General features: G+C 67.0%; 22 protein-coding genes and 1 tRNA gene. 5 read left to right on the forward strand and 18 right to left on the reverse strand.

What is annotated here, in order from left to right; all coding sequences use genetic code 11:
* Positions 1-96: 96 nt before the first annotated feature.
* Positions 97-393 (reverse strand): 50S ribosomal protein L28, encoded by a 297-nt coding sequence (rpmB, locus tag ACP7AU_RS04160; RefSeq protein WP_303695109.1) that lies wholly within the window; start codon positions 391-393, stop codon positions 97-99.
* A 240-nt stretch (positions 394-633) separates the two neighbouring features.
* On the opposite strand from rpmB, the gene ACP7AU_RS04165 reads away from it, so the two are divergent.
* A complete protein-coding gene (locus ACP7AU_RS04165; RefSeq protein WP_426050603.1) occupies positions 634-1,101 on the forward strand; it encodes a DUF3617 domain-containing protein in 468 nt (155 codons plus the stop codon).
* 104 nt (positions 1,102-1,205) lie between these two features.
* On the opposite strand, the gene ACP7AU_RS04170 is transcribed toward ACP7AU_RS04165, so the two are convergent.
* Both ACP7AU_RS04170 and fdxA read right to left on the reverse strand, forming a co-directional pair.
* A complete protein-coding gene (locus ACP7AU_RS04170) occupies positions 1,206-1,766 on the reverse strand; it encodes a CarD family transcriptional regulator (RefSeq protein WP_303695111.1) in 561 nt (186 codons plus the stop codon).
* 312 nt (positions 1,767-2,078) lie between these two features.
* The gene (gene fdxA, locus ACP7AU_RS04175; RefSeq protein WP_303695112.1) at positions 2,079-2,420 is read right to left on the reverse strand and encodes a ferredoxin FdxA; all 342 of its coding nucleotides are present in this window, start codon (positions 2,418-2,420) and stop codon (positions 2,079-2,081) included.
* A 190-nt stretch (positions 2,421-2,610) separates the two neighbouring features.
* On the opposite strand from fdxA, the gene ACP7AU_RS04180 reads away from it, so the two are divergent.
* Complete coding sequence (locus ACP7AU_RS04180) at positions 2,611-3,240, forward strand: YceI family protein (RefSeq protein ID WP_426036429.1); 630 nt, start codon at positions 2,611-2,613, stop codon at positions 3,238-3,240.
* On the opposite strand, the gene ACP7AU_RS04185 is transcribed toward ACP7AU_RS04180, so the two are convergent.
* The 4 genes from ACP7AU_RS04185 to ACP7AU_RS04200 form a co-directional block, all read right to left on the reverse strand.
* Positions 3,230-3,532 (reverse strand): RNA-binding S4 domain-containing protein, encoded by a 303-nt coding sequence (locus ACP7AU_RS04185; RefSeq protein ID WP_426036431.1) that lies wholly within the window; start codon positions 3,530-3,532, stop codon positions 3,230-3,232. The genes ACP7AU_RS04180 and ACP7AU_RS04185 overlap by 11 nt on opposite strands.
* A gap of 36 nt (positions 3,533-3,568) precedes the next feature.
* Positions 3,569-6,052 (reverse strand): helicase-related protein, encoded by a 2,484-nt coding sequence (locus ACP7AU_RS04190; RefSeq protein ID WP_426050604.1) that lies wholly within the window; start codon positions 6,050-6,052, stop codon positions 3,569-3,571.
* A gap of 251 nt (positions 6,053-6,303) precedes the next feature.
* Positions 6,304-6,903, reverse strand: coding sequence for a 2-hydroxychromene-2-carboxylate isomerase (locus ACP7AU_RS04195; protein ID WP_426036435.1), 600 nt, complete (start codon positions 6,901-6,903; stop codon positions 6,304-6,306).
* Entirely contained in the window at positions 6,900-7,634 is a 735-nt protein-coding gene (locus ACP7AU_RS04200; protein ID WP_426050605.1) for an SDR family NAD(P)-dependent oxidoreductase, read from the reverse strand. Before ACP7AU_RS04200 ends, ACP7AU_RS04195 begins: the two co-directional genes overlap by 4 nt.
* A 284-nt stretch (positions 7,635-7,918) precedes the next feature.
* On the opposite strand from ACP7AU_RS04200, the gene ACP7AU_RS04205 reads away from it, so the two are divergent.
* The 3 genes from ACP7AU_RS04205 (at position 7,919) to ACP7AU_RS04215 (ending at position 9,140) form a co-directional block, all read left to right on the forward strand.
* Positions 7,919-7,995 (forward strand) — tRNA-Arg (locus ACP7AU_RS04205).
* Positions 7,996-8,169: 174 nt separating this feature from the next.
* A complete protein-coding gene (locus tag ACP7AU_RS04210) occupies positions 8,170-8,469 on the forward strand; it encodes a hypothetical protein (RefSeq protein ID WP_426050606.1) in 300 nt (99 codons plus the stop codon).
* A gap of 173 nt (positions 8,470-8,642) precedes the next feature.
* Positions 8,643-9,140, forward strand: a complete 498-nt coding sequence (locus ACP7AU_RS04215) for a hypothetical protein (RefSeq protein WP_426050607.1) — start codon at positions 8,643-8,645, stop codon at positions 9,138-9,140.
* A gap of 417 nt (positions 9,141-9,557) precedes the next feature.
* On the opposite strand, the gene ACP7AU_RS04220 is transcribed toward ACP7AU_RS04215, so the two are convergent.
* The 11 genes from ACP7AU_RS04220 to ACP7AU_RS04270 form a co-directional block, all read right to left on the reverse strand.
* Positions 9,558-9,815, reverse strand: a complete 258-nt coding sequence (locus ACP7AU_RS04220) for a hypothetical protein (RefSeq protein ID WP_426050608.1) — start codon at positions 9,813-9,815, stop codon at positions 9,558-9,560.
* A gap of 114 nt (positions 9,816-9,929) precedes the next feature.
* Entirely contained in the window at positions 9,930-10,142 is a 213-nt protein-coding gene (locus ACP7AU_RS04225) for a hypothetical protein (protein WP_426050609.1), read from the reverse strand.
* A complete protein-coding gene (locus tag ACP7AU_RS04230) occupies positions 10,117-10,485 on the reverse strand; it encodes a hypothetical protein (protein WP_426050610.1) in 369 nt (122 codons plus the stop codon). The genes ACP7AU_RS04225 and ACP7AU_RS04230 overlap by 26 nt, the downstream gene beginning before the upstream one ends.
* Positions 10,482-11,159: an N-acetylmuramidase domain-containing protein gene (locus ACP7AU_RS04235; protein ID WP_426050611.1), complete on the reverse strand. Its 678-nt coding sequence runs from the start codon at positions 11,157-11,159 to the stop codon at positions 10,482-10,484. The genes ACP7AU_RS04230 and ACP7AU_RS04235 overlap by 4 nt, the downstream gene beginning before the upstream one ends.
* Before the next feature lie 572 nt (positions 11,160-11,731).
* Entirely contained in the window at positions 11,732-12,169 is a 438-nt protein-coding gene (locus ACP7AU_RS04240; RefSeq protein ID WP_426050612.1) for a hypothetical protein, read from the reverse strand.
* Entirely contained in the window at positions 12,166-12,639 is a 474-nt protein-coding gene (locus ACP7AU_RS04245; protein ID WP_426050613.1) for a hypothetical protein, read from the reverse strand. Before ACP7AU_RS04245 ends, ACP7AU_RS04240 begins: the two co-directional genes overlap by 4 nt.
* Before the next feature lie 423 nt (positions 12,640-13,062).
* A complete protein-coding gene (locus ACP7AU_RS04250) occupies positions 13,063-13,380 on the reverse strand; it encodes a hypothetical protein (RefSeq protein WP_426050614.1) in 318 nt (105 codons plus the stop codon).
* Positions 13,380-14,063 (reverse strand): hypothetical protein, encoded by a 684-nt coding sequence (locus ACP7AU_RS04255; RefSeq protein WP_426050615.1) that lies wholly within the window; start codon positions 14,061-14,063, stop codon positions 13,380-13,382. The genes ACP7AU_RS04250 and ACP7AU_RS04255 overlap by 1 nt, the downstream gene beginning before the upstream one ends.
* Positions 14,063-16,090 carry a hypothetical protein gene (locus ACP7AU_RS04260; RefSeq protein WP_426050616.1) on the reverse strand — a complete coding sequence of 676 codons (2,028 nt, stop codon included), beginning with the start codon at positions 16,088-16,090 and terminating at the stop codon, positions 14,063-14,065. The genes ACP7AU_RS04255 and ACP7AU_RS04260 overlap by 1 nt, the downstream gene beginning before the upstream one ends.
* Positions 16,091-16,094: 4 nt before the next feature.
* On the reverse strand, positions 16,095-16,469 hold the full coding sequence (locus ACP7AU_RS04265; protein WP_426050617.1) for a hypothetical protein: 375 nt from the start codon (positions 16,467-16,469) through the stop codon (positions 16,095-16,097).
* Between the two features lie 56 nt (positions 16,470-16,525).
* Positions 16,526-16,843, reverse strand: a complete 318-nt coding sequence (locus ACP7AU_RS04270; RefSeq protein WP_426050618.1) for a hypothetical protein — start codon at positions 16,841-16,843, stop codon at positions 16,526-16,528.
* Between the last annotated feature and the right edge of the window lie 31 nt (positions 16,844-16,874).

Consider the following 16,874-nt stretch of genomic DNA (forward strand, 5'->3'; position numbering starts at 1 on the left):
ACCCCGGCCTTTGCCGGGGTGCACGGGGAGATATGCGGCAAAGAAAAAGGCCGGTGTTTCCACCGGCCTCGTTCAGAATTCGTGGTCCGTCAGGACTCAGGCGGCGGCTTGTTCAGCCAGCTTGGCCTTGATCTGACGCTTGATGCGCTGTGCCGTGATCGACAGCTGTTCGTCCTTGGCCTTGACGATGAAGGGGTCGAGGCCGCCCTTGAAGTCGAGCGTGCGCAGCGCGGCGTTCGAGATGCGCAGGCTGTACGACTGGCCCAGGGCCTCCGACGCCAGCTTGACCTTCTTGAGCGACGGCAGGAAGCGGCGCTTGGTCTTGATGTTCGAGTGGCTGACCGAGTGGCCGACCATCGGCCCGACACCGGTAAGTTCGCAACGACGCGACATCGTCTTATCCTTGAGGTGGCGCCGCTCCAAAGGAGAGAGGGCGCATGAAACAAATGCGCGCGAGGGAGGACCCCCGCGCGAGAGGGGGCCGTATAGAGGAACCGATCCCGCGCCGTCAAGGCTTCGAGGGCCAGATTGGACTCCCGGGCCGAGTCTTCGCGCCGGGACGTTCATGCGTCGTTCAATCGCCGCGTTTCAAAGCTTAGGTTATGCGGGACTGTCCCGAGGATGAGATCCACGATGACCCTGCCTTCCCTTCTGAGGCGCACTGTCGCCGTTGCCGCCCCTGCGATCGCAGGGGCCGTCCTGCTGGCCGCGCCTTCGTCTCCGTCGCAGGCCCAGGGGGACGTCAGCGAGGTCCTGCCGGGCTACTGGGAGTATACGACCAGCGCCGTGGGTATCCGCAGCACCGAAACCAAATGCGTGCGGCCGTCGGAGATCAACCGCTTTTTCGGCGGCCTGTCGACGCGCCGCTGGCAGTGCGTCTATCCGACCCGCGTCGTCGGCGGCGGCACGGCGCGGTTCGAGGGGACCTGTACCGACCCGCGCGGACGGCGGGTAAACGTCCGCCTCGGCGGTTCGTACCAGCAGGAGAATTTCCGCTTCACCGGCGGCGCCCAGCTCGCGCGCGGCACGCCCTATCTGCCGGCCTCGATCACGGCGCGCCGCGTGGCGGCGGTCTGCCCGGCGGACGCTGAGTATTTCTGAGCAGAGACGCGGCCTTTCCCTCCCTCTCGGGGAAGGGAGACGAAAGAAGAAAGGCCCGGTGTTTCCACCGGGCCTTTCTCACATTCAGCAAATTCCCCGAGGGATTATGCGGCTTCAGCCTCTTCCTCGGCTTCCGCGGCTTCAGCAGCAGCGATGACGGCCTTCTTGGCGCTCAGCGACTTGGACAGCAGCTGGACGGCGGCGTCCTTGTCGATGCGGTTGGCGGCGGCGACTTCGCGAGCCATCCGGTCCAGGGCGGACTCATAGAGCTGGCGCTCCGAGTACGACTGTTCCGGCTGGCTGTCGGCGCGGTGCAGGTCGCGGACCACTTCGGCGATGGAGACCAGGTCGCCGGAGTTGATCTTGGCTTCGTATTCCTGGGCGCGGCGGCTCCACATAGTGCGCTTGATGCGCGCGCGGCCCTTCAGCGTCGTCAGGGCCTTTGTGACCACGTCGTCGGTGGCCAGCGAGCGCAGGCCGGCGGTCTTAGCCTTCTTGGTCGGGACGCGCAGGGTCATCTTCTCGTGGTCGAAGGTCACGACATAGACCTCCAGCGACATGCCGGCGATTTCCTGGACCTCGACCGCCGCGACCTTGCCGACGCCGTGCGCCGGATAGACGACTGCATCGCCAACCTTGAATTCCAGAACGCTCTTGGTGGTCATGTCATTCCTTTCCCGGACGCAGGGACAGGGCATCGAAGGCACGACGGACAATTGCTCCCGGACCGGCGACGGGGGTCGCCGATCGGAATGATGCAGTCGTCAGTCGTGGAAACGGATCACCCAACCTCTGGCCGACCCCGTCTTCATGGACGAGGTTCTGTCGCAAACGCGGGCGGCGCGCATGAAACGCAGACCGCCCGACCCAATGTGAAGGAACATATCACAAAACGAGGCAATTTCAAAACGTCGCAAGCGTCCCTTGCGAAACCGGCGCTATTCCTGACCCGGAGCTTTATCGGCGGTCGGGAGCGTTCAGGAACCCTTGCCGGGCTTGGGCGAGAAATATTTCTCGAACTTGCCGGTCTCGCGTTCGAACTGTTCCTTGTCCGCGGGGGGCGTGCCCTTGACCGTGATATTGGGCCAGACCTTGGCGTATTCGGCGTTGACCTGAAGCCACTTGCCGTCGGGTTCGTCCTCGGTGTCGGGCACGATGGCGTCGACCGGGCACTCCGGTTCACAGACGCCACAGTCGATGCATTCGTCGGGCGCGATGACGAGGAAATTCTCGCCTTCATAGAAGCAGTCGACGGGGCAGACCTCGATGCAGTCCATGAACTTACATTTCACGCAGGCGTCGGTGACGATGTAGGTCATGGGCGGGCGGGGCTGACGTTCTTCGGGTTGGGCGGGAGAGGCCCGGCAGATGACCCCGCGAGGGTCCGCTGTCAACCGGAGCGACGGTTTGGCGGCTCTATCGCTTGCTTCTGCGCCAAGAGGCCTTATTTGTATCAGTATAGATTGCAGATAAGCCGTCGCCACCGCTGATCCTCCTGGGCCCGTCCTCATGTTGAACCGCCGCCTGCTCGCCCGCACCGCCGTCGCCGGAGCTCTGGTGCTCAGCCTTGTCGGCGGGGTCGTCACCGCCCAGACCGCCGCGACGCGCGTACCCGCCGAGGTCCAGGCCGGGACCTACAAGCTGGATCCGAGCCACGGGAAGATCACCTGGTCGATCAATCACCTCGGCTTCTCGACCTACCGGGGCCAGTTCACCAACGTCGTCGCCGACCTGACCATCGACCCGGCCAATCCGTCGGCCTCGACCCTGACAGCGAGCGTTCCACTGGCCGACGTCGACCCGGCTGACGACGCGCTGAAGGCCCACCTGCAGACACCGGATTTCTTCAACACGGCCGAGTTTCCGACCGCGACCTTCGTCGCCACCTCGGTCGTGGTGGATTCCGATGATGCGACCGAAGCCGACGTCACGGGCAACCTGACCCTGCACGGCGTGACGCGTCCGGTGACGCTGGAGGTCAAGTTTAACCAGGCCGGCCCGGCCATGGGCGGCGTCTACAAGGTCGGCTTCGACGGCGAGGCCACGATCAAGCGCTCCCAATTCGGCATCACTACCTATCTGCCCGCCCTGGGCGACGAGGTCGAACTCCACATCGAAGGCGAGTTCGTCAAGCAGTAGACGAGGTTTCCTCTCCGAGAGGGACGTAGAGGGCGCGGGCTTCCGCCGGAGGTCCGCGCCGTTCGCCCAGGGCCTCGATCCGGACGGCCGTGACCCGGCCGTCGAGGGCGAAGGTCAATTCGTCGCCCGGGTGGACGAGGCGGCTCGGTTTGTCGAGCCGGACCTGTTTGCCGTGATGGGTCAGCCGCACGGCGCCCCGCTCGACCAGATCGGCGGCCAGACCGCGAGTCCTGGCGAACCGGGCGCGCCACAGCCAGAGATCGACGCGGACGCTGTCGTCGCTGTCACTCATATCCACGCCTTCGCGGGGATGCCTGGAAGTCTGAAATCACGAGGCCGCGGCCTTCTTTCGCCTCGGCCGCTTGCGGCGGGCGGGCTGAGCGGGCGCGGTCAACTCGGCCAGTTTGGCGAAGGGCGAGTCCTTGATCACGACGGGGGTCTGGCCCTCGCGGTCTGGCATCCGGGCGCGGACGGTCTTGAGAGCGGTCCAGATGGCCTTGGCGTCGCCGATCGTCCAGCCGAGCGATTTCAGGGCCTCGTCGGACAGGTTCCCCCTGGTCTCGCGGCGGAGGTCCGAGGCGCGTTCGAGATCGTCGACCGGGACAGCCCAGCGGCCGGCCGCGCGGACGCCGAAGGCGGAGAGGGCGCGGGGCGACGGGGCGGCGCCGGGCAAGAGGGTCAGGCCCTCGGGCCTGGCGCGGAACGGTTCGGCGGCGGCAAAGGCCTGGGACAGGATCCTAGCTCGCGGCTTCAGGGTGCCGGGCAGCCAGACGGAATGGGTCCCGACGCGAATGGCGAAGGCCTTGATCGTGCGGCGCTCGACCTGGCTGAGGGCGGCGAGATCCCGTTCGACGTCGCGCCGGTCGATGACGCCCCCGGCCTCCAGCAGGCGGAAGGCTATGCCGCGCGGGAGGCCTTTCAGGGCGCCGGATTCGACGGCCTGTTTGAGGCGCCGCAGGTCTCGCAGCGCCCGTCCGGCTTCGGATGCCAGCCAGGCCTCGATGCGGCGCTGGGCCCGGTCGCGGGCGGCCTGGGGACCGAGGTCGCCCATCAGGCGCACGCGGGGACTGAACGGCTCTGTGTTGATGATCTTCGCGGCGAGCGCGCCCGACCACAGGACATCGCCTTCCGGCGTGACCGAGAAGGCGTCGTCGCCATCGCCGGCCAGCGCGCCGAGACGACGGGCGATCTCGGGGCCGACGGCGCGCAGGGCGGCGGTCTTCAGGGTGCGGTCGGCCAGGGCCGAGCCGCCCGAGGCAATGGCGAACCGCACGCCGTCCAGATGGCCGACCGCCTCTCCGTCGACGGTGACCACGCCGTCGTCGGCGACCTCGGCCATGGTCTGGGCGTGGTCGTGCAGCGACCGCATGAGGGCCGTCGTCTTGCGGTCCACGAAACGGGCGGTCAGCCTTTCGTGCAGGACATCCGACAGCCGGTCCTCCAGCGCCCTCGTGCGCTCGCGCCAGCCCTTCATCCCGTCCAGCCAGTCCGGCCGGTTTGCGATGTAGGACAGGGTGCGGACGCCTGCGAGCCGGGCCGACAGCTGGTCGATCTGGCCGTCGTCGCGGTCGACCTCGGCTAAGCGAGGCGCGAACCAGTCGTCGGTCAATCGGCCGCGCTTGCCGGTCAGGGCATGGAAGACGTCGCGCGACAGGCGGGCGTGTTCGTCCAGCGTCGTCTTCTGGAAGTCGGGCAGCTGGCAGGCTTCCCAGAGCCGCATGATGGTCCCGCGCGAACGGCTGATCCGCTTGACCTCATCGTCCTGCAGGGCGCGACGCAGAAGAGTCTCGTCCAGAGCCTGACCGGTCAGCTTCAGGCCGGAGACATTCGGCGGCTGGACCAGCGAGCGCAGGAGATCGGGCAGGGTGTCGAAGTCGAGGCGGGCGTTGCGCCACTCGATCGCCTGGATGGGGTCGAAGCGGTGCTCGGCGACCTGTTCGACCAGATCCTCGTCCAGCTCCTCGGCCTCGCCGGTGACGCCGAAGGTGCCGTCGCGGATGTGGCGGCCGGCGCGGCCCGCGATCTGGGCGATCTCGTGGGCATGCAGCCAGCGGGTGCGGCGGCCGTCGAATTTGCGCATCCCGGCGAAGGCGACATGGTCGACGTCCATGTTCAGCCCCATGCCGATGGCGTCGGTGGCGACCAGGAAGTCGACCTCGCCCGACTGGAACAGGCCGACCTGGGCGTTGCGGGTGCGGGGGCTGAGCGAGCCCATGACCACGGCCGCGCCGCCGCGCTGGCGCCGGATCAGTTCGGCGATGGCGTAGACCTGCTCGGTGCTGAAGGCGACGATCGCGCTGCGCCGGGGCAGGCGGGTCAGCTTCTTGGACCCCGCATAGGTCAGGTTGGACAGCCGCTCGCGGGTGACGATCTCCAGATCGGGGATCAGCCTGCGCATCAGGGGCGCCATGGTGGAGGCGCCCAGGAACATGGTCTCGAACCGGCCCCGCGCATGAAGCAGGCGCTGGGTGAAGACGTGGCCGCGCTCCGGGTCGGCGGCCAGCTGGATCTCGTCGATGGCCAGGAACTCGACCTCGCGCTCCAGCGGCATGGCCTCGACCGTGCAGACCCAGAAATGGGGCCGGGCCGGGATGATCTTCTCTTCGCCGGTGATCAGGGCGACGGCATTGGCGCCGCGCTGTTTGACGATCCGTTCATAGATCTCGCGCGCCAGCAGCCGCAGCGGCAGGCCGATCATGCCCGACGCATGACCCAGCATCCGTTCGACCGCCAGATGGGTCTTGCCGGTATTGGTCGGCCCCAGCACCGCGACGACGCGGGATGGGGCGAGGCCGGTGGGGCGGTCGCTCATGGTCTTGATGAGGTGGCGATTCGGTGGGTCTTTCTCAAGACGTTCTTCCCTCTCCCCTTGCAGGAGAGGGAGCTCGCGCACGGCGGCGATAGCCGGGGTTCTGGAGCGATCGGGTGAGGGGTGACACCCGGCTTCGAAGTGCGTTCTGACGGGCCCCAATCGGTGAGGCCCTGCGTGACCCCTCACCCGCGGGCGCAAGGACGATCGCTGCGCTCTCGTGCGCCGCCTCCCTCTCCCGCAAGGGGAGAGGGCTAGGAAAGCATCGCCTCGATCTGGCCCAGCCGTTCCTTGCCGAAGAACATCTCGTCGCCGACGAAGAAGGTGGGGGCTCCGAAGGCGCCGCGTTCGACCGCGGCGGCCGTGTTGTCCGCCAGTTTCGCCTTCACCGCATCGGTCTGGGCCAGGGCGATCAGGCGTCCGGCGTCGAGACCGGCTTCTACCAGGACCGAGGACAGGACCTCCGGGTCGGACATGAGCAGGCCGCGCTCCCAGAAGCCGGCGAGGACCGCGTCGAGATAGCGGTCGAACTCGTCGCCGGGCGCGCAGGCGCAAAGGCCGCGCATGGCCAGCAAACTGTTGACCGGGAAATGCGGGTTCATCTGGAAATCCTCCAGCCCGTGCGCCTTCACGAAGCGGCGAATCTCCAGCATCTCATAGTCGAGCTTGCCCTTGATCCCGGCATAGGCGCTGAACGGCGCCTGGTTGCCTGTGGCCTTGAAGATGCCGCCCAGAAGACAGGGGATGACATTGATCGTCGCACCCGTGCGCCCGACCAGATCCGGCAGGGCGCGCTCGGCGAGATAGGCGTTGAGGCTGGCGAAGTCGAAGATGAAGTCGATGGTTCTGGTCACCAGTTTTCCTTCCATGGGCGCAGGTCGAGTTCGAAGGTCCAGGCGCTGCGTTGCTGGTTGTGCAGCCAGACGTAGTTTTTTGCGATCTCGTCGGGCTTCAGGATCGCGTCCTCGTCCAGCAGGGTCTGGATGTCGGGGGCGACGGAGCGGGCGAAGGTCCCGTCGATCATGCCATCGACGACGACGTGGGCGATGTGGAGACCCTCGGGTCCCATCTCGCGAGCCAGGCTCTGGGCCAATTGGCGCAGAGCCGCCTTGGCCCCCGCGAAGGCGGAGAAGCCTGCGCCGCCCCGGGTCGAGGCCGTGGCGCCGGTGAACAGGATCGATCCCTTGCCGCGCGGGCCCATGACGCGGGCCGCCTCCCGCCCCGCGAAGAACCCGGCGAGGGCGGCCATCTCCCAGACCTTGGAATAGACCTGGGCGGTGGTCTCGACGACCGGGAAGCGGACGTTGGCGCCGATGTTGAAGACGACGACCTGGAGCGGGCCGATGTCGGCCTCGATCCGGTCGACCAGGGCGATCATTTCGGCCTCGTTCCGGGCGTCGACGCCGAAGGCGTGGGCCTGACCGCCCCCGGCGCGGATCGAGTCGGCGAGCGCCTCCAGCTGTTCCAGATGCCGCGGGCGACGGGTGACGCAGACCGCGAGGCCTTCCCTGGCAAAGGCGCGCGCGATGGCCGCTCCGACTCCATCTCCGGCGCCGACGATCAGACAGGACGGGGTGGACGACATGACGATCTCCCGAGAGGAGAAGACCGTTTCATATCGAAACTAAGTCGTCAACGCGCCATGAGGCGGTCCGGGCATGGTGGCGCTTAACGGCAGACGACACTGGGGCGGAACAGGCGCGAAACGAATCAGGACCGAATCAGCGACACGGCCAGATTCGGGGTTTGTTCACCCCAAGATATTGTATCTTAGGACCGATTAACCACAAACTGATTTCGCGAGGACGCGGCGACTGTTGCCCCACGGGTTTACGGAGCGGGGCGCAACCCGCTAGGGACAGCGCGCGTGGCCCCGTAGCTCAGCCGGATAGAGCAAGGCTTTCCTAAAGCAGAGGTCGGGGGTTCGAGTCCCTCCGGGGTCGCCAACCATATCGCCGCAAAGCCCTTTTTGGCCTGACTGAGCCGTTTTCGGTATTTCACTCCACCCCACAATAAGCCCTACACCGTGACTTTCCACAGGTTCGGCTGACGTCCGGTGTTCCGGTTTCGTTCCCGCGGGCTTACTAGCTCGCCCGGGGTCGGTCTCTCTGGAGAACGACATGGGCTGCCTCATACCGACCTGGGCCGGAACGGTCGGGGATTGCATCGACAACGGCGTGATCGTGAAACGCTACTGCGAACGTTGCCAGCGGCGCGATCCCGTCGATCTGGCGGCGATGAAGGCCGCGCACGGCGCCGACTACTGGCTATGGGATCGCAGGACGCCGTGCCGCTATTGCGGCGGCATGCTGCCGTTCATGTTCTCTCCGGAATCCACGACGCCCACCACGCCCATGATCTCGACAAACCGGCACGACGTGGCGAGGTCGGCCCGGATCAGGGCGCAGCAGGACGGCTGAAATGATCCCCGCCGCAGGAGACTACGAGTGCCACATCCGCAGTTTGTAACACCTGCATTCGGAGACGCGCATATTGCCGGACCACGCCTCGCATCGGCCGGCTCCGACTTCACAACCGCCGATCCGCGTGTCAGGTTCCCGCCTCGCGGGGCCGAACCCGACCGGAAACCGCTATGCTCAGCTTCGCCGCCCTGTCTGTTGCCGCCATCCTGGGGACCAATTCCCTCAGTCAGGTCCCCGAGCTCGCGACACCGACCGCCCCCCTTCAGCTGGCCTACACTCACACAGCCCGGACGGAGGTGGCCTTCCTTGATCTCAACTCGCTGGAGCGTAGCGGCGATCTGGTTCAGGCTTGGGGCTTCTACGTTCTCGCCGAGCCGATCCAGACCTTCGCCCCATTTCCGGCCGACGTTTACTGGGCTCGGATATCGCTCGACTGCGCCGCGCGGACAGGTCGCTTTACCCATGCGATCGCGATCGTCGACGGCGTCATCGCCTTCAACGCGCCTGTGACGTCCGAGCCCACGCCAACGCAAGGGGCCTGGGCGCTTGACGCCGCCTACGCCTGTGACGGTGAAACACCTGCAAGACCCGTCGTCGCAGATACCGACGCCGCGATCCTGGCGTCGCGCGAGATCATGGCCAGCGATGCCTGGGGGGCCGAGGACTGAAAAGACGAAAGCCCGCCCCGGCGAACCGGAGCGGGCTAGTTCATTCGTTGGCACTCTTGAACAGCGTCGGCGCACCGAACACTGCCGCATTAACTCACGCTCGCACAACGTTGTTCCTGTGTTCGGAAGCGATCAGTGGCGGACCGGCCACTACCCGGCCGGCATCCGCCCATAGAAGTCTCTCAGCCAGGTCGCATCGTTGGAATAGACGAACACCCGTTCCTCCAGCTGGACGGCTGAAACGCAAAAAGCCCCCGGCGTGAGCCGAGGGCCAAGGTTGCAGCCATGAGGAAGATGGAGGGGCGCAGTTGCCGGCTCCGAGTAATCAACGGACTAGACGATGACGGGTTCCGGACATGCAAGAAGCCCGACCCCGATGAAGGAGCCGGGCCAATGATGCGGACGCGGGTCCGGAGATTAGTCGATGGGCGTGAAGTCGACGTAGAAGGTGTCGCCCGGCGCGAACTTGCCGATCAGATCCGGGTTGGCCAGCGTCAGATCGAACAGGGCCGAAGGCGAGAACTTCGCGTAGGTGTTGTCCTCGTCCGATCCGTCGTTCGGGTAGCTGTTGGCAGCGACGCCGTGGAACACGAGGCGCTCATGGGTCGTGACCCCATCGGTTTGAACGGTCGGCGAAACGCTACCGACGCGAAGCTTGGCACGCATGGTGGTCATGGTCTTACTCCAGTGTTTGGGATGGCCCGGGATTTCGCGCCGGGTCGCGAGCCGCATTGCGGATAGGTGCGGAGCCGGGGCTCGACGCTGGATCTGGGTATTCTACAGGGCCAGCTAGCCCGGCGAGAGCGTTCGCCACCACGGTCGGTTCAGCCTCGCCGTGATCGTCGCGTCCCTGACCTCGCAGGCATTGATGATCGCGAACCCGGTCTCCTTGTCGTCGTTCGCCTTTGTCAGTTGGCCGGTCTCGGCGGCGCCATAAAGCTGCCAGTCCAGAGCAACGTCGCCGCTGTCGCCGATCTCAGCGTGCGGCGTTTCCCGGTTCAAGATCGGTCGGGCCAGTTCCGAGCAGCCGGTCGCAATCGGGACGGTGCTGCAGGACGCAGAGACGATGGCGAGCGACGCGGTCGCGGTCAGCAGGAGCAGCTTGGCGGATTGCATTCTCAGCCTCCAGGACTTGGGTTTCGGTGACACGGCCGCGCTCTTGGAGCTTGCCGATTTCGGAGATGGCCTCGACCGCGGACTCGGTGCGGGTCTGGGCCATGGTGGCGTCGTCGCGAGCCTGCCGGGCGGCTCCGCGCGACGGGCCGGTGATCTGGCAGTAGCCGAGGGTCAGCAGGGCCAACGCGCCGACCACGGCCAGGGCCAGGTACACAGCGCGCGGGGTCATCTTCCGCCCCGTGCGGCGTAAGCGGCCGCCAGCTTGGTGTCGTAGGCATTGATGGCGTAGTTCGGCCCATTGTAGGCGCGAGCGAATGCCGCCCACCGCTTGTCCCGGAGTTCGTCAACCAGCCCCTTGGACTTGATGAAGGCGGCAAAGGCCTGAAGGTGCGCGCCCTCGCCGGCCGCCATCTCACGGGCGAAAGCCCAGGGCGTCGATTGTCCAACCGCTGCGTGGTTGAAGCCCATGATCTGGAACAGCCCCCAGCTGGCGGACTGCAAGGCTGCGTCGGGGTCCAGAGCTACGGCCTTCAGCATTTGGTCCCAGCGCTCCGCCTGCGTCTTCGGATAGCCGCCGGGTTTGGAGTTGGAGATCGCGGGAAAACCGTTGTGCTTGCCGCTGGTCAGGCGGGCGAACCAGTGGCGCTCGAACAGGATGATGGGCAGACCATCCGACGCCATGCCGTTGCCCCGGCTTTCGACGTCATAGACCGCTCCGACGTGGGCCGGGGTCAGGTCCAGGCTCGCCGCCACGGCCGCAATCTGTTCGGGAGCCAGCCGGTCCCGGGGGCCCGTCAGAGCGGCTTTCAGTCCCGCCTTACTGGCCGGGCCGAATGAGCCATCGATCGCCCCTGCATAGCAGCCGAGCGCATGCAGTCGGCGCTGAAGGTCGCGCACGTCCATGGAAGTCTCCGATATTCGGGGTTGGCGCACAGCGTGCGCATTGGCAGAGTGTCGAGGCCGGGCCGTCTGCTGCCCGGTGTGCGGCCCGGCTATTTCCGCGTTCCCCACGCGAGGTCGGGCCGCCATTGATCAACGCTGAGCGGGCAGCCGGATCAGGCTTCTGATGATCTCTGGTTGTGAGGGTTTGGCGCACAATGTTCGTCTGTGTTATAGTGACCGGGCAACGAGGTTCATGCCTCGGAGCGGACGACCCGGCTGGCGCCAACCCTCTTCCAAGCCTGCCGGGTCGTTTCGCCGGGAAGACCAGCGGAGGAAGCGCAATGCGACGCCGCGACCACGAGGAATGGGTTTGGATCACGCTCATGATCATCGCTGTCGCGGCGATGATCGGGCTGACTGTTTGGGACTGGATCGGGCGCTAGGGTAAACGCGACTTAACGCAACCTTCAGATCACGCGGATCTTATGGACGCATGGCTCTCTCGCGCATCGAAGCTCTCTGGCTTTTCGTGATCATCGGCAGCGGGCTTGTCACGCTGACGGCGGCCTTCGCCTAGGCGAACCGGGTTCGCGTCAGTCGCCGGACGGATTGTCCGGGAACCGGTAGCCGGGAACGGTCGGGTCCAGCTTGTCCAGCAGTCGGGCGTTGGCCGCGTCGATGGCGGCGGGCATGGCCTCATAGACTGCATCGGCGACCACGGCCGCGTCTGCTTGGCGAACCTCGGCGACGACCAGCCGACCGTCATGGACGTTCATACTGATCAGCATCGCCGTCGAGGTCACCGCGCACAGGGCGAGGAACCAGGCCACGGCGTCCGGCAGATGCGCCCCACCCCAGATCTCGAACGCCACGAAGACGCAGGCCAGTGAGGTGGCGTCCATCAGCAGGCGCACGAGGAGGTTGCTGGCATAGGCGCTTTTTACGCTGGGCCGCAGCAGCTCGGTCCGCGCGAAGACCGTCGCTCCGGTGATGGCAGCCCCGACAAAGCCCAGGGTGTCGACCGGCGTCATGGCTTGGCTCCCATGGAGGTCAGCCACCGCAGGGCAAGGTCTCTCAGAATGGCCGGGTTGGACAACAGCTTGAGGGCGCCGAAAAGGCCGGGCGCGAACCGCCATGCCGCCATGCCGACGCCGAAGCCGATGGCGCGCAGATCGGACGGCGATGCGGCGGGCCAGAAGCGGGCCGCGCTGGGTCCCCAAAAACCCGCCACCAGAGCGCCGACCAGGATGGCGAACCCGCCTTCGATCAGGGCGCGGGTGATCTCGCGACGTCCCGCCGGTTCGGCCGCGAGGGACACAACGCCGATGTGGACCAAGGCGGACACCAGACCGCCGGCTGCGCCCGACAGGGCGACCCACTGGGGATCGACCGACCGGGCGTCTATGACCCCGGCATAGGCCACCGCGCTGACCGTCAGGTTCAGGGCGGCCCCGATCCCGGCGGCGGAGCAAGGCTCCAGCCACTTCGCGACGCGTTCCATGGGCGATACTCCGCGCCGAAGGGGATGGGGTTCGGCCGTCCGACCTGACGGCGAATGATCACTTGCGGCCGAGCTGGATCATCCGCCGACCTGTCGCCGTGCGCCGGGGCCATAGATGCTCCCGTCGCCACCACCGCTGCTGAGAGCCGAAGCCGCCAGAGCCCGACGCATGGGCGGCTGTGTTCGATCCGCTGACGCAGGGCCTGCTGGCCGAGTACGCTGAAAGAGTGCGACGCGGCGGCGGACCGGCGCGCCGCCTGCGACGATCCGACCGGCGAACAGGCCGCGTCTCAGGCGTTAAGTGTCAGGGGTGGCGGACCAGATGAGGACCAATGAAATGCTTGGCGAAACCCTGGCCTTCCTGCACCGGCACAACCGCGTGGTTCTGACCGGCCTCGCCGGCCTTTCGCTGACCCTTCTGTTCTAGGGCCAGGCGGGCCTGGTCGGCAGCGGCCCCTCGCCAAGGCGCACGACGTCTCGCAGGGCTTGGCGATAGTCCGCCCAGGCCTCGGGGACCGCGATGCCGCATTCGACGCAGCGCAGGATCGTCACGTCCGACGCGTCCAGCGCCTGACGGGCCGGGCTGATCCAGTCCACCGGCGCGGGTTCCGGGTCGACCCAGACCAGACCAATCGCCTTCAGTTCCTCGCGGGGCCAGAGCGTCAGGACGTTGGCGGGATAGCGGACCTCAGCTACCTCGAAGTCGCTGGTCACGGGCTGGTCGTTCAGGATGTAGGGCATCAGACGTTTCCGGTGTTTGTGTTCGGGAAGGCGCGGCCTGCGCCCCAAATGATGCGGACAGCACCTGGTGCACCGAAACCCTGAAACCCGTTGCCGCCCGCTTGGACCGCGCCGCCGCCTCCATACGCCAGGCCGTCTCGATTGGTGGCCGCTCCGGTTGCACCGCCCGTTGTTCCGCCAAGAACAGACGAGCCGCCACCCCCCTTGCCCGTGCCGCCTCCGGCGTTGCCGCCTGCGCTCGTGTAGCCCCCCGCCCCGGCACCGTTCGCGACGCTTACACCGGTAGAAACGTATGTTCCCGCGCCGCCTGTAAATCCGATGGAGCCAGAGCTTGGTCCACCATTAGCGCCAGGCCCTCCTGGATTAGCACCAGCGAGGATCGTCGGGCCTCTTTTAAGTGTTGTGGCCGGACCGGCGGAATACCCGATAGCAACAGCCAGCGTTTCGCCGGGCGTAACCGCAATGGCGTTGTTGTAGCCAAGGCCTCCGCCGCCGCCGACGTAATCAAAGCCATCGCCGAATGGGTCGATCTCAGTGTTGCCGCCCGCGCCGATTGCCACCGCGCAAATGCTGGTGACGCCCGCCGGAACAACGAACGAGCCGTCGCTGGTGAACAGTTGCTGACCGGGGAGAGCGACAGCCCCACCGCCCCCCAACAGCATCGGGCAGGCCATGTGCAGCATCAGGCCGCCCCGCCCTTGGCCAGCGTGAACCGCACCTTGCCCGAGGTTTCCACGATATAGGTCAGCAGATCGACGGCGCTGGCCGTGGTCGTCAGGCTAGGCGTCGAGCCGAAGGGCATCCACGCCGCATTATAGGCCAGCGTCCGCGATCCGGTTGCGTCCTGTTTAATCAGGATCGTCCCCGTCGTCCCCGGCTTGGCATTTGTCGGAGCGCCCAGCGTCCGATTGCCGGCCAAGGTCACGACGAAGTTGATCCCGGTCGCCAGATCGACGGCGACGGTCGCGGCGTCCGTGAGCGCGACTAAGGCGGCAGCATCGGCGACAGACTTTGCGGTCAGGAACTTGGCGTCGTCCGTGAGTGTCCGAAGATCTGATCCGGCCGCCTTGATGGGCGTTCCGGCCGCTGTCGCCAATGCCGCTGCATCCGCCAGCGTCAGCAGCGACCGGCCGTAGGTCGTCGTGGTCAGCGCCGCGATGGCAGCGAGGTCGGCGTCATAGGCCTGGACATCCGTCCCGACGACCAGGCCAAGCAAACCCCGCATCGCCGCGTAGTTCGCCGCCGAGATCAGGGATCGTCCGTTGGCCGTGGCGTCCGTGATGTCGGCGACCGCGATAGTCAGGGCCGCCTTCAGGGCAGCCCCAGTGATACTCCCGGTCAGCCCGGCGACAGCCAGAACCACGTCGGTCGGTGTCAGCAGTTCCTTCCAGTCCGCCAGGGTGGTCGAACTGTTCGTGGCGAGGATGAAGGACTTGTTCAGGTCCGACCGGATTGCGACGTCGCCCTTCTCGGCGGTCAGCGCCAGCATCGCCGCTTGGCTGGCCACGGTGAAGACATCGGTCACTGCGATGGCGGGCAGCAGGGACGCCGGCAGGATGCCCGCGCCGTCCAGACCTGCGTAACCGTTGGCCGCGTTCCTCGCCGACAGGCTCTGTTTCAGGTCCAGCGCGGTCTGCTGCGCCGTCGACACCGGCTTGCTCGCATCCGAGGTGTTGTCGACGTTGCCCAGGCCAACCATCGACTTCGTGACGCCGCCGACCGTGCCGGTGAACGTCGGGTTCGCCAGCGGAGCCTTGGCGTCCAGCGCGGTCTGAAGTCCCGTCGTGTCCGAGATCGCCAGGGCGTCGGCAGCCTTACGATAGCGCCCGTCACCGGCCGCCCGGTCGAGGAGGTCCGTCGAAGCCGCCGCGCCGATCGGCAGGCCTTCGGTCAGGGTCTTGCTGTCCGCCCCGCCCCAGAGCGGCACTCGACCCGCGGCATGGGTTGCCGGCCCCAGCACGTCGCCAGAGCCCGCGCCGGCCGGCCCCTGTGGGCCGGTTGCACCCTGTGGGCCGGTTGCCCCCGTCGCACCCGTTGTACCGGTTGCGCCTGTCGGACCGGCCGGACCTTGCAGACCGGTATCGCCCGTGTCGCCCTTGATCCCCTGAGGCCCGGGCGGTCCCGTGGGGCCGGTAAGCCCAGTCGCCCCCGTCAGTCCCTGCGGGCCGGTCGGACCAGTCGGGCCAGCGTCACCGGTATCGCCTTTGACGCCCTGCGGCCCTTGCGAGCCGGTCAGGCCGGTCGGACCTTGGGTGCCGGTGGCACCGGTCGCCCCCGTGTCCCCGGTATCGCCCTTGGCTCCGGTCGGACCCGTCGGCCCTGTCGCGCCGGTCGGGCCGGTGGAGCCTGTAGGGCCGGTGCTCCCCTGCGGCCCGACCAGAGACCGTTGCAGAGGCCAGATGGTGCCGGTCGCCGCCTTGGGCCCATAGATCGCGCCGTTGACGTAATCCAGCGCCAGTTCGCCCACCTGGCCGAACCCGGCCCCCGGAACGCCGGCGCTCAGCTTCACCTCGGACAGCGGATTGTTGATCGACGAGATCAGGTCGACGATCCGAGCCGACAGGTCCGCGTTCGACAGGGTCCGCGTGGGCCAGTCGGCGGTCGCGGCGGCCAGTTCGGTCGCGGCCTGTGATTGCGTGATCGTGCCGGCGATCTGGCGCGCGAAGATATCCGCCGCCGCCGCCGACCATTCCGCGTCCGTCAGGGCCATCGGATCAGGCCGCCGGCTCGACGGCAGCGATGGCGGCGCTGGTCTGGGTCATCAGTTGGCCGGCGATGGCGATCAGGTTCGCCTGCACCTGCATCAGGGTGGCGACCTGGCTGATCCACAGTTCGGTTTCGGGCGACGACGGGATCAGGTCGTCGGCGTGCGCCTTCATGCGCGCCGCGCTCTGGGCCAGCCCATCCATCTCGGCCAGGGCGTCGATCAAAACCAGCTGGTTCATGCCCGCGTCGGCGATCGCCGGGTCGGCATTTAATGCGGCGGCGTCGGCCCGCTTGCGGGCTTGTTCCGACGTGTCGGTCTTGCCGGCGGCGATCGCCGCGAGGCGGGCGGTGCGGCGTTCGGCTGCGGTCGGGGTCTTGGTCATGGTCGGCTCCTTGGGTTGAGAAAGCGGCGCACGGCGTGCGCCTTGGGTGGTGAGGGTCAGGCGAGGGTCCACCCGCGCAGGCGGACGTTGCGGACGGAGGCCACGGTCGTCGCCGAGCCGGATTTGAACCGCATCTGCAGGATCATCAGGCGGTCGCCGCCCTTGGTCGCGGCATAGAAGTCGAAGGCGACCTGACCCGTCGTGAAGAAGGCAATCGGGGCGCCGGGCGCGAGCGTCTGAGAGAACTCCCCGCTCGTGATGGTCTCGCCGTCGCCGTAGCTCGTGTTCGCCGAGACCAGCCGCCACTCGATCTCGTAGGTCCGGTTGCCTTCGCCGTCGGCGGTGGCGTCGCCCGACATGTCCAGGTCGAACATCGTCAGTTGCAGCGCTGCACCATCGACGGCC

This window comes from Brevundimonas sp. SL161, from assembly GCF_049896985.1.
Classification (GTDB): Bacteria; Pseudomonadota; Alphaproteobacteria; order Caulobacterales; family Caulobacteraceae; genus Brevundimonas.

What these genes read in the sequence shown, in the direction of transcription:
- rpmB (WP_303695109.1), bottom strand. Translation starts at nt 393, where the DNA reads ATGTCGCGTCGTTGCGAACTTACCGGTGTCGGGCCGATGGTCGGCCAC.
- ACP7AU_RS04165 (WP_426050603.1), top strand. Translation starts at nt 634, where the DNA reads ATGACCCTGCCTTCCCTTCTGAGGCGCACTGTCGCCGTTGCCGCCCCT.
- ACP7AU_RS04170 (WP_303695111.1), bottom strand. Translation starts at nt 1,766, where the DNA reads ATGACCACCAAGAGCGTTCTGGAATTCAAGGTTGGCGATGCAGTCGTC.
- fdxA (WP_303695112.1), bottom strand. Translation starts at nt 2,420, where the DNA reads ATGACCTACATCGTCACCGACGCCTGCGTGAAATGTAAGTTCATGGAC.
- ACP7AU_RS04180 (WP_426036429.1), top strand. Translation starts at nt 2,611, where the DNA reads ATGTTGAACCGCCGCCTGCTCGCCCGCACCGCCGTCGCCGGAGCTCTG.
- ACP7AU_RS04185 (WP_426036431.1), bottom strand. Translation starts at nt 3,532, where the DNA reads ATGAGTGACAGCGACGACAGCGTCCGCGTCGATCTCTGGCTGTGGCGC.
- ACP7AU_RS04190 (WP_426050604.1), bottom strand. Translation starts at nt 6,052, where the DNA reads ATGAGCGACCGCCCCACCGGCCTCGCCCCATCCCGCGTCGTCGCGGTG.
- ACP7AU_RS04200 (WP_426050605.1), bottom strand. Translation starts at nt 7,634, where the DNA reads ATGTCGTCCACCCCGTCCTGTCTGATCGTCGGCGCCGGAGATGGAGTC.
- ACP7AU_RS04210 (WP_426050606.1), top strand. Translation starts at nt 8,170, where the DNA reads ATGGGCTGCCTCATACCGACCTGGGCCGGAACGGTCGGGGATTGCATC.
- ACP7AU_RS04215 (WP_426050607.1), top strand. Translation starts at nt 8,643, where the DNA reads ATGCTCAGCTTCGCCGCCCTGTCTGTTGCCGCCATCCTGGGGACCAAT.
- ACP7AU_RS04220 (WP_426050608.1), bottom strand. Translation starts at nt 9,815, where the DNA reads ATGACCACCATGCGTGCCAAGCTTCGCGTCGGTAGCGTTTCGCCGACC.
- ACP7AU_RS04230 (WP_426050610.1), bottom strand. Translation starts at nt 10,485, where the DNA reads ATGACCCCGCGCGCTGTGTACCTGGCCCTGGCCGTGGTCGGCGCGTTG.
- ACP7AU_RS04235 (WP_426050611.1), bottom strand. Translation starts at nt 11,159, where the DNA reads ATGGACGTGCGCGACCTTCAGCGCCGACTGCATGCGCTCGGCTGCTAT.
- ACP7AU_RS04240 (WP_426050612.1), bottom strand. Translation starts at nt 12,169, where the DNA reads ATGACGCCGGTCGACACCCTGGGCTTTGTCGGGGCTGCCATCACCGGA.
- ACP7AU_RS04245 (WP_426050613.1), bottom strand. Translation starts at nt 12,639, where the DNA reads ATGGAACGCGTCGCGAAGTGGCTGGAGCCTTGCTCCGCCGCCGGGATC.
- ACP7AU_RS04250 (WP_426050614.1), bottom strand. Translation starts at nt 13,380, where the DNA reads ATGCCCTACATCCTGAACGACCAGCCCGTGACCAGCGACTTCGAGGTA.
- ACP7AU_RS04255 (WP_426050615.1), bottom strand. Translation starts at nt 14,063, where the DNA reads ATGCTGCACATGGCCTGCCCGATGCTGTTGGGGGGCGGTGGGGCTGTC.
- ACP7AU_RS04260 (WP_426050616.1), bottom strand. Translation starts at nt 16,090, where the DNA reads ATGGCCCTGACGGACGCGGAATGGTCGGCGGCGGCGGCGGATATCTTC.
- ACP7AU_RS04265 (WP_426050617.1), bottom strand. Translation starts at nt 16,469, where the DNA reads ATGACCAAGACCCCGACCGCAGCCGAACGCCGCACCGCCCGCCTCGCG.
- ACP7AU_RS04270 (WP_426050618.1), bottom strand. Translation starts at nt 16,843, where the DNA reads ATGTTCGACCTGGACATGTCGGGCGACGCCACCGCCGACGGCGAAGGC.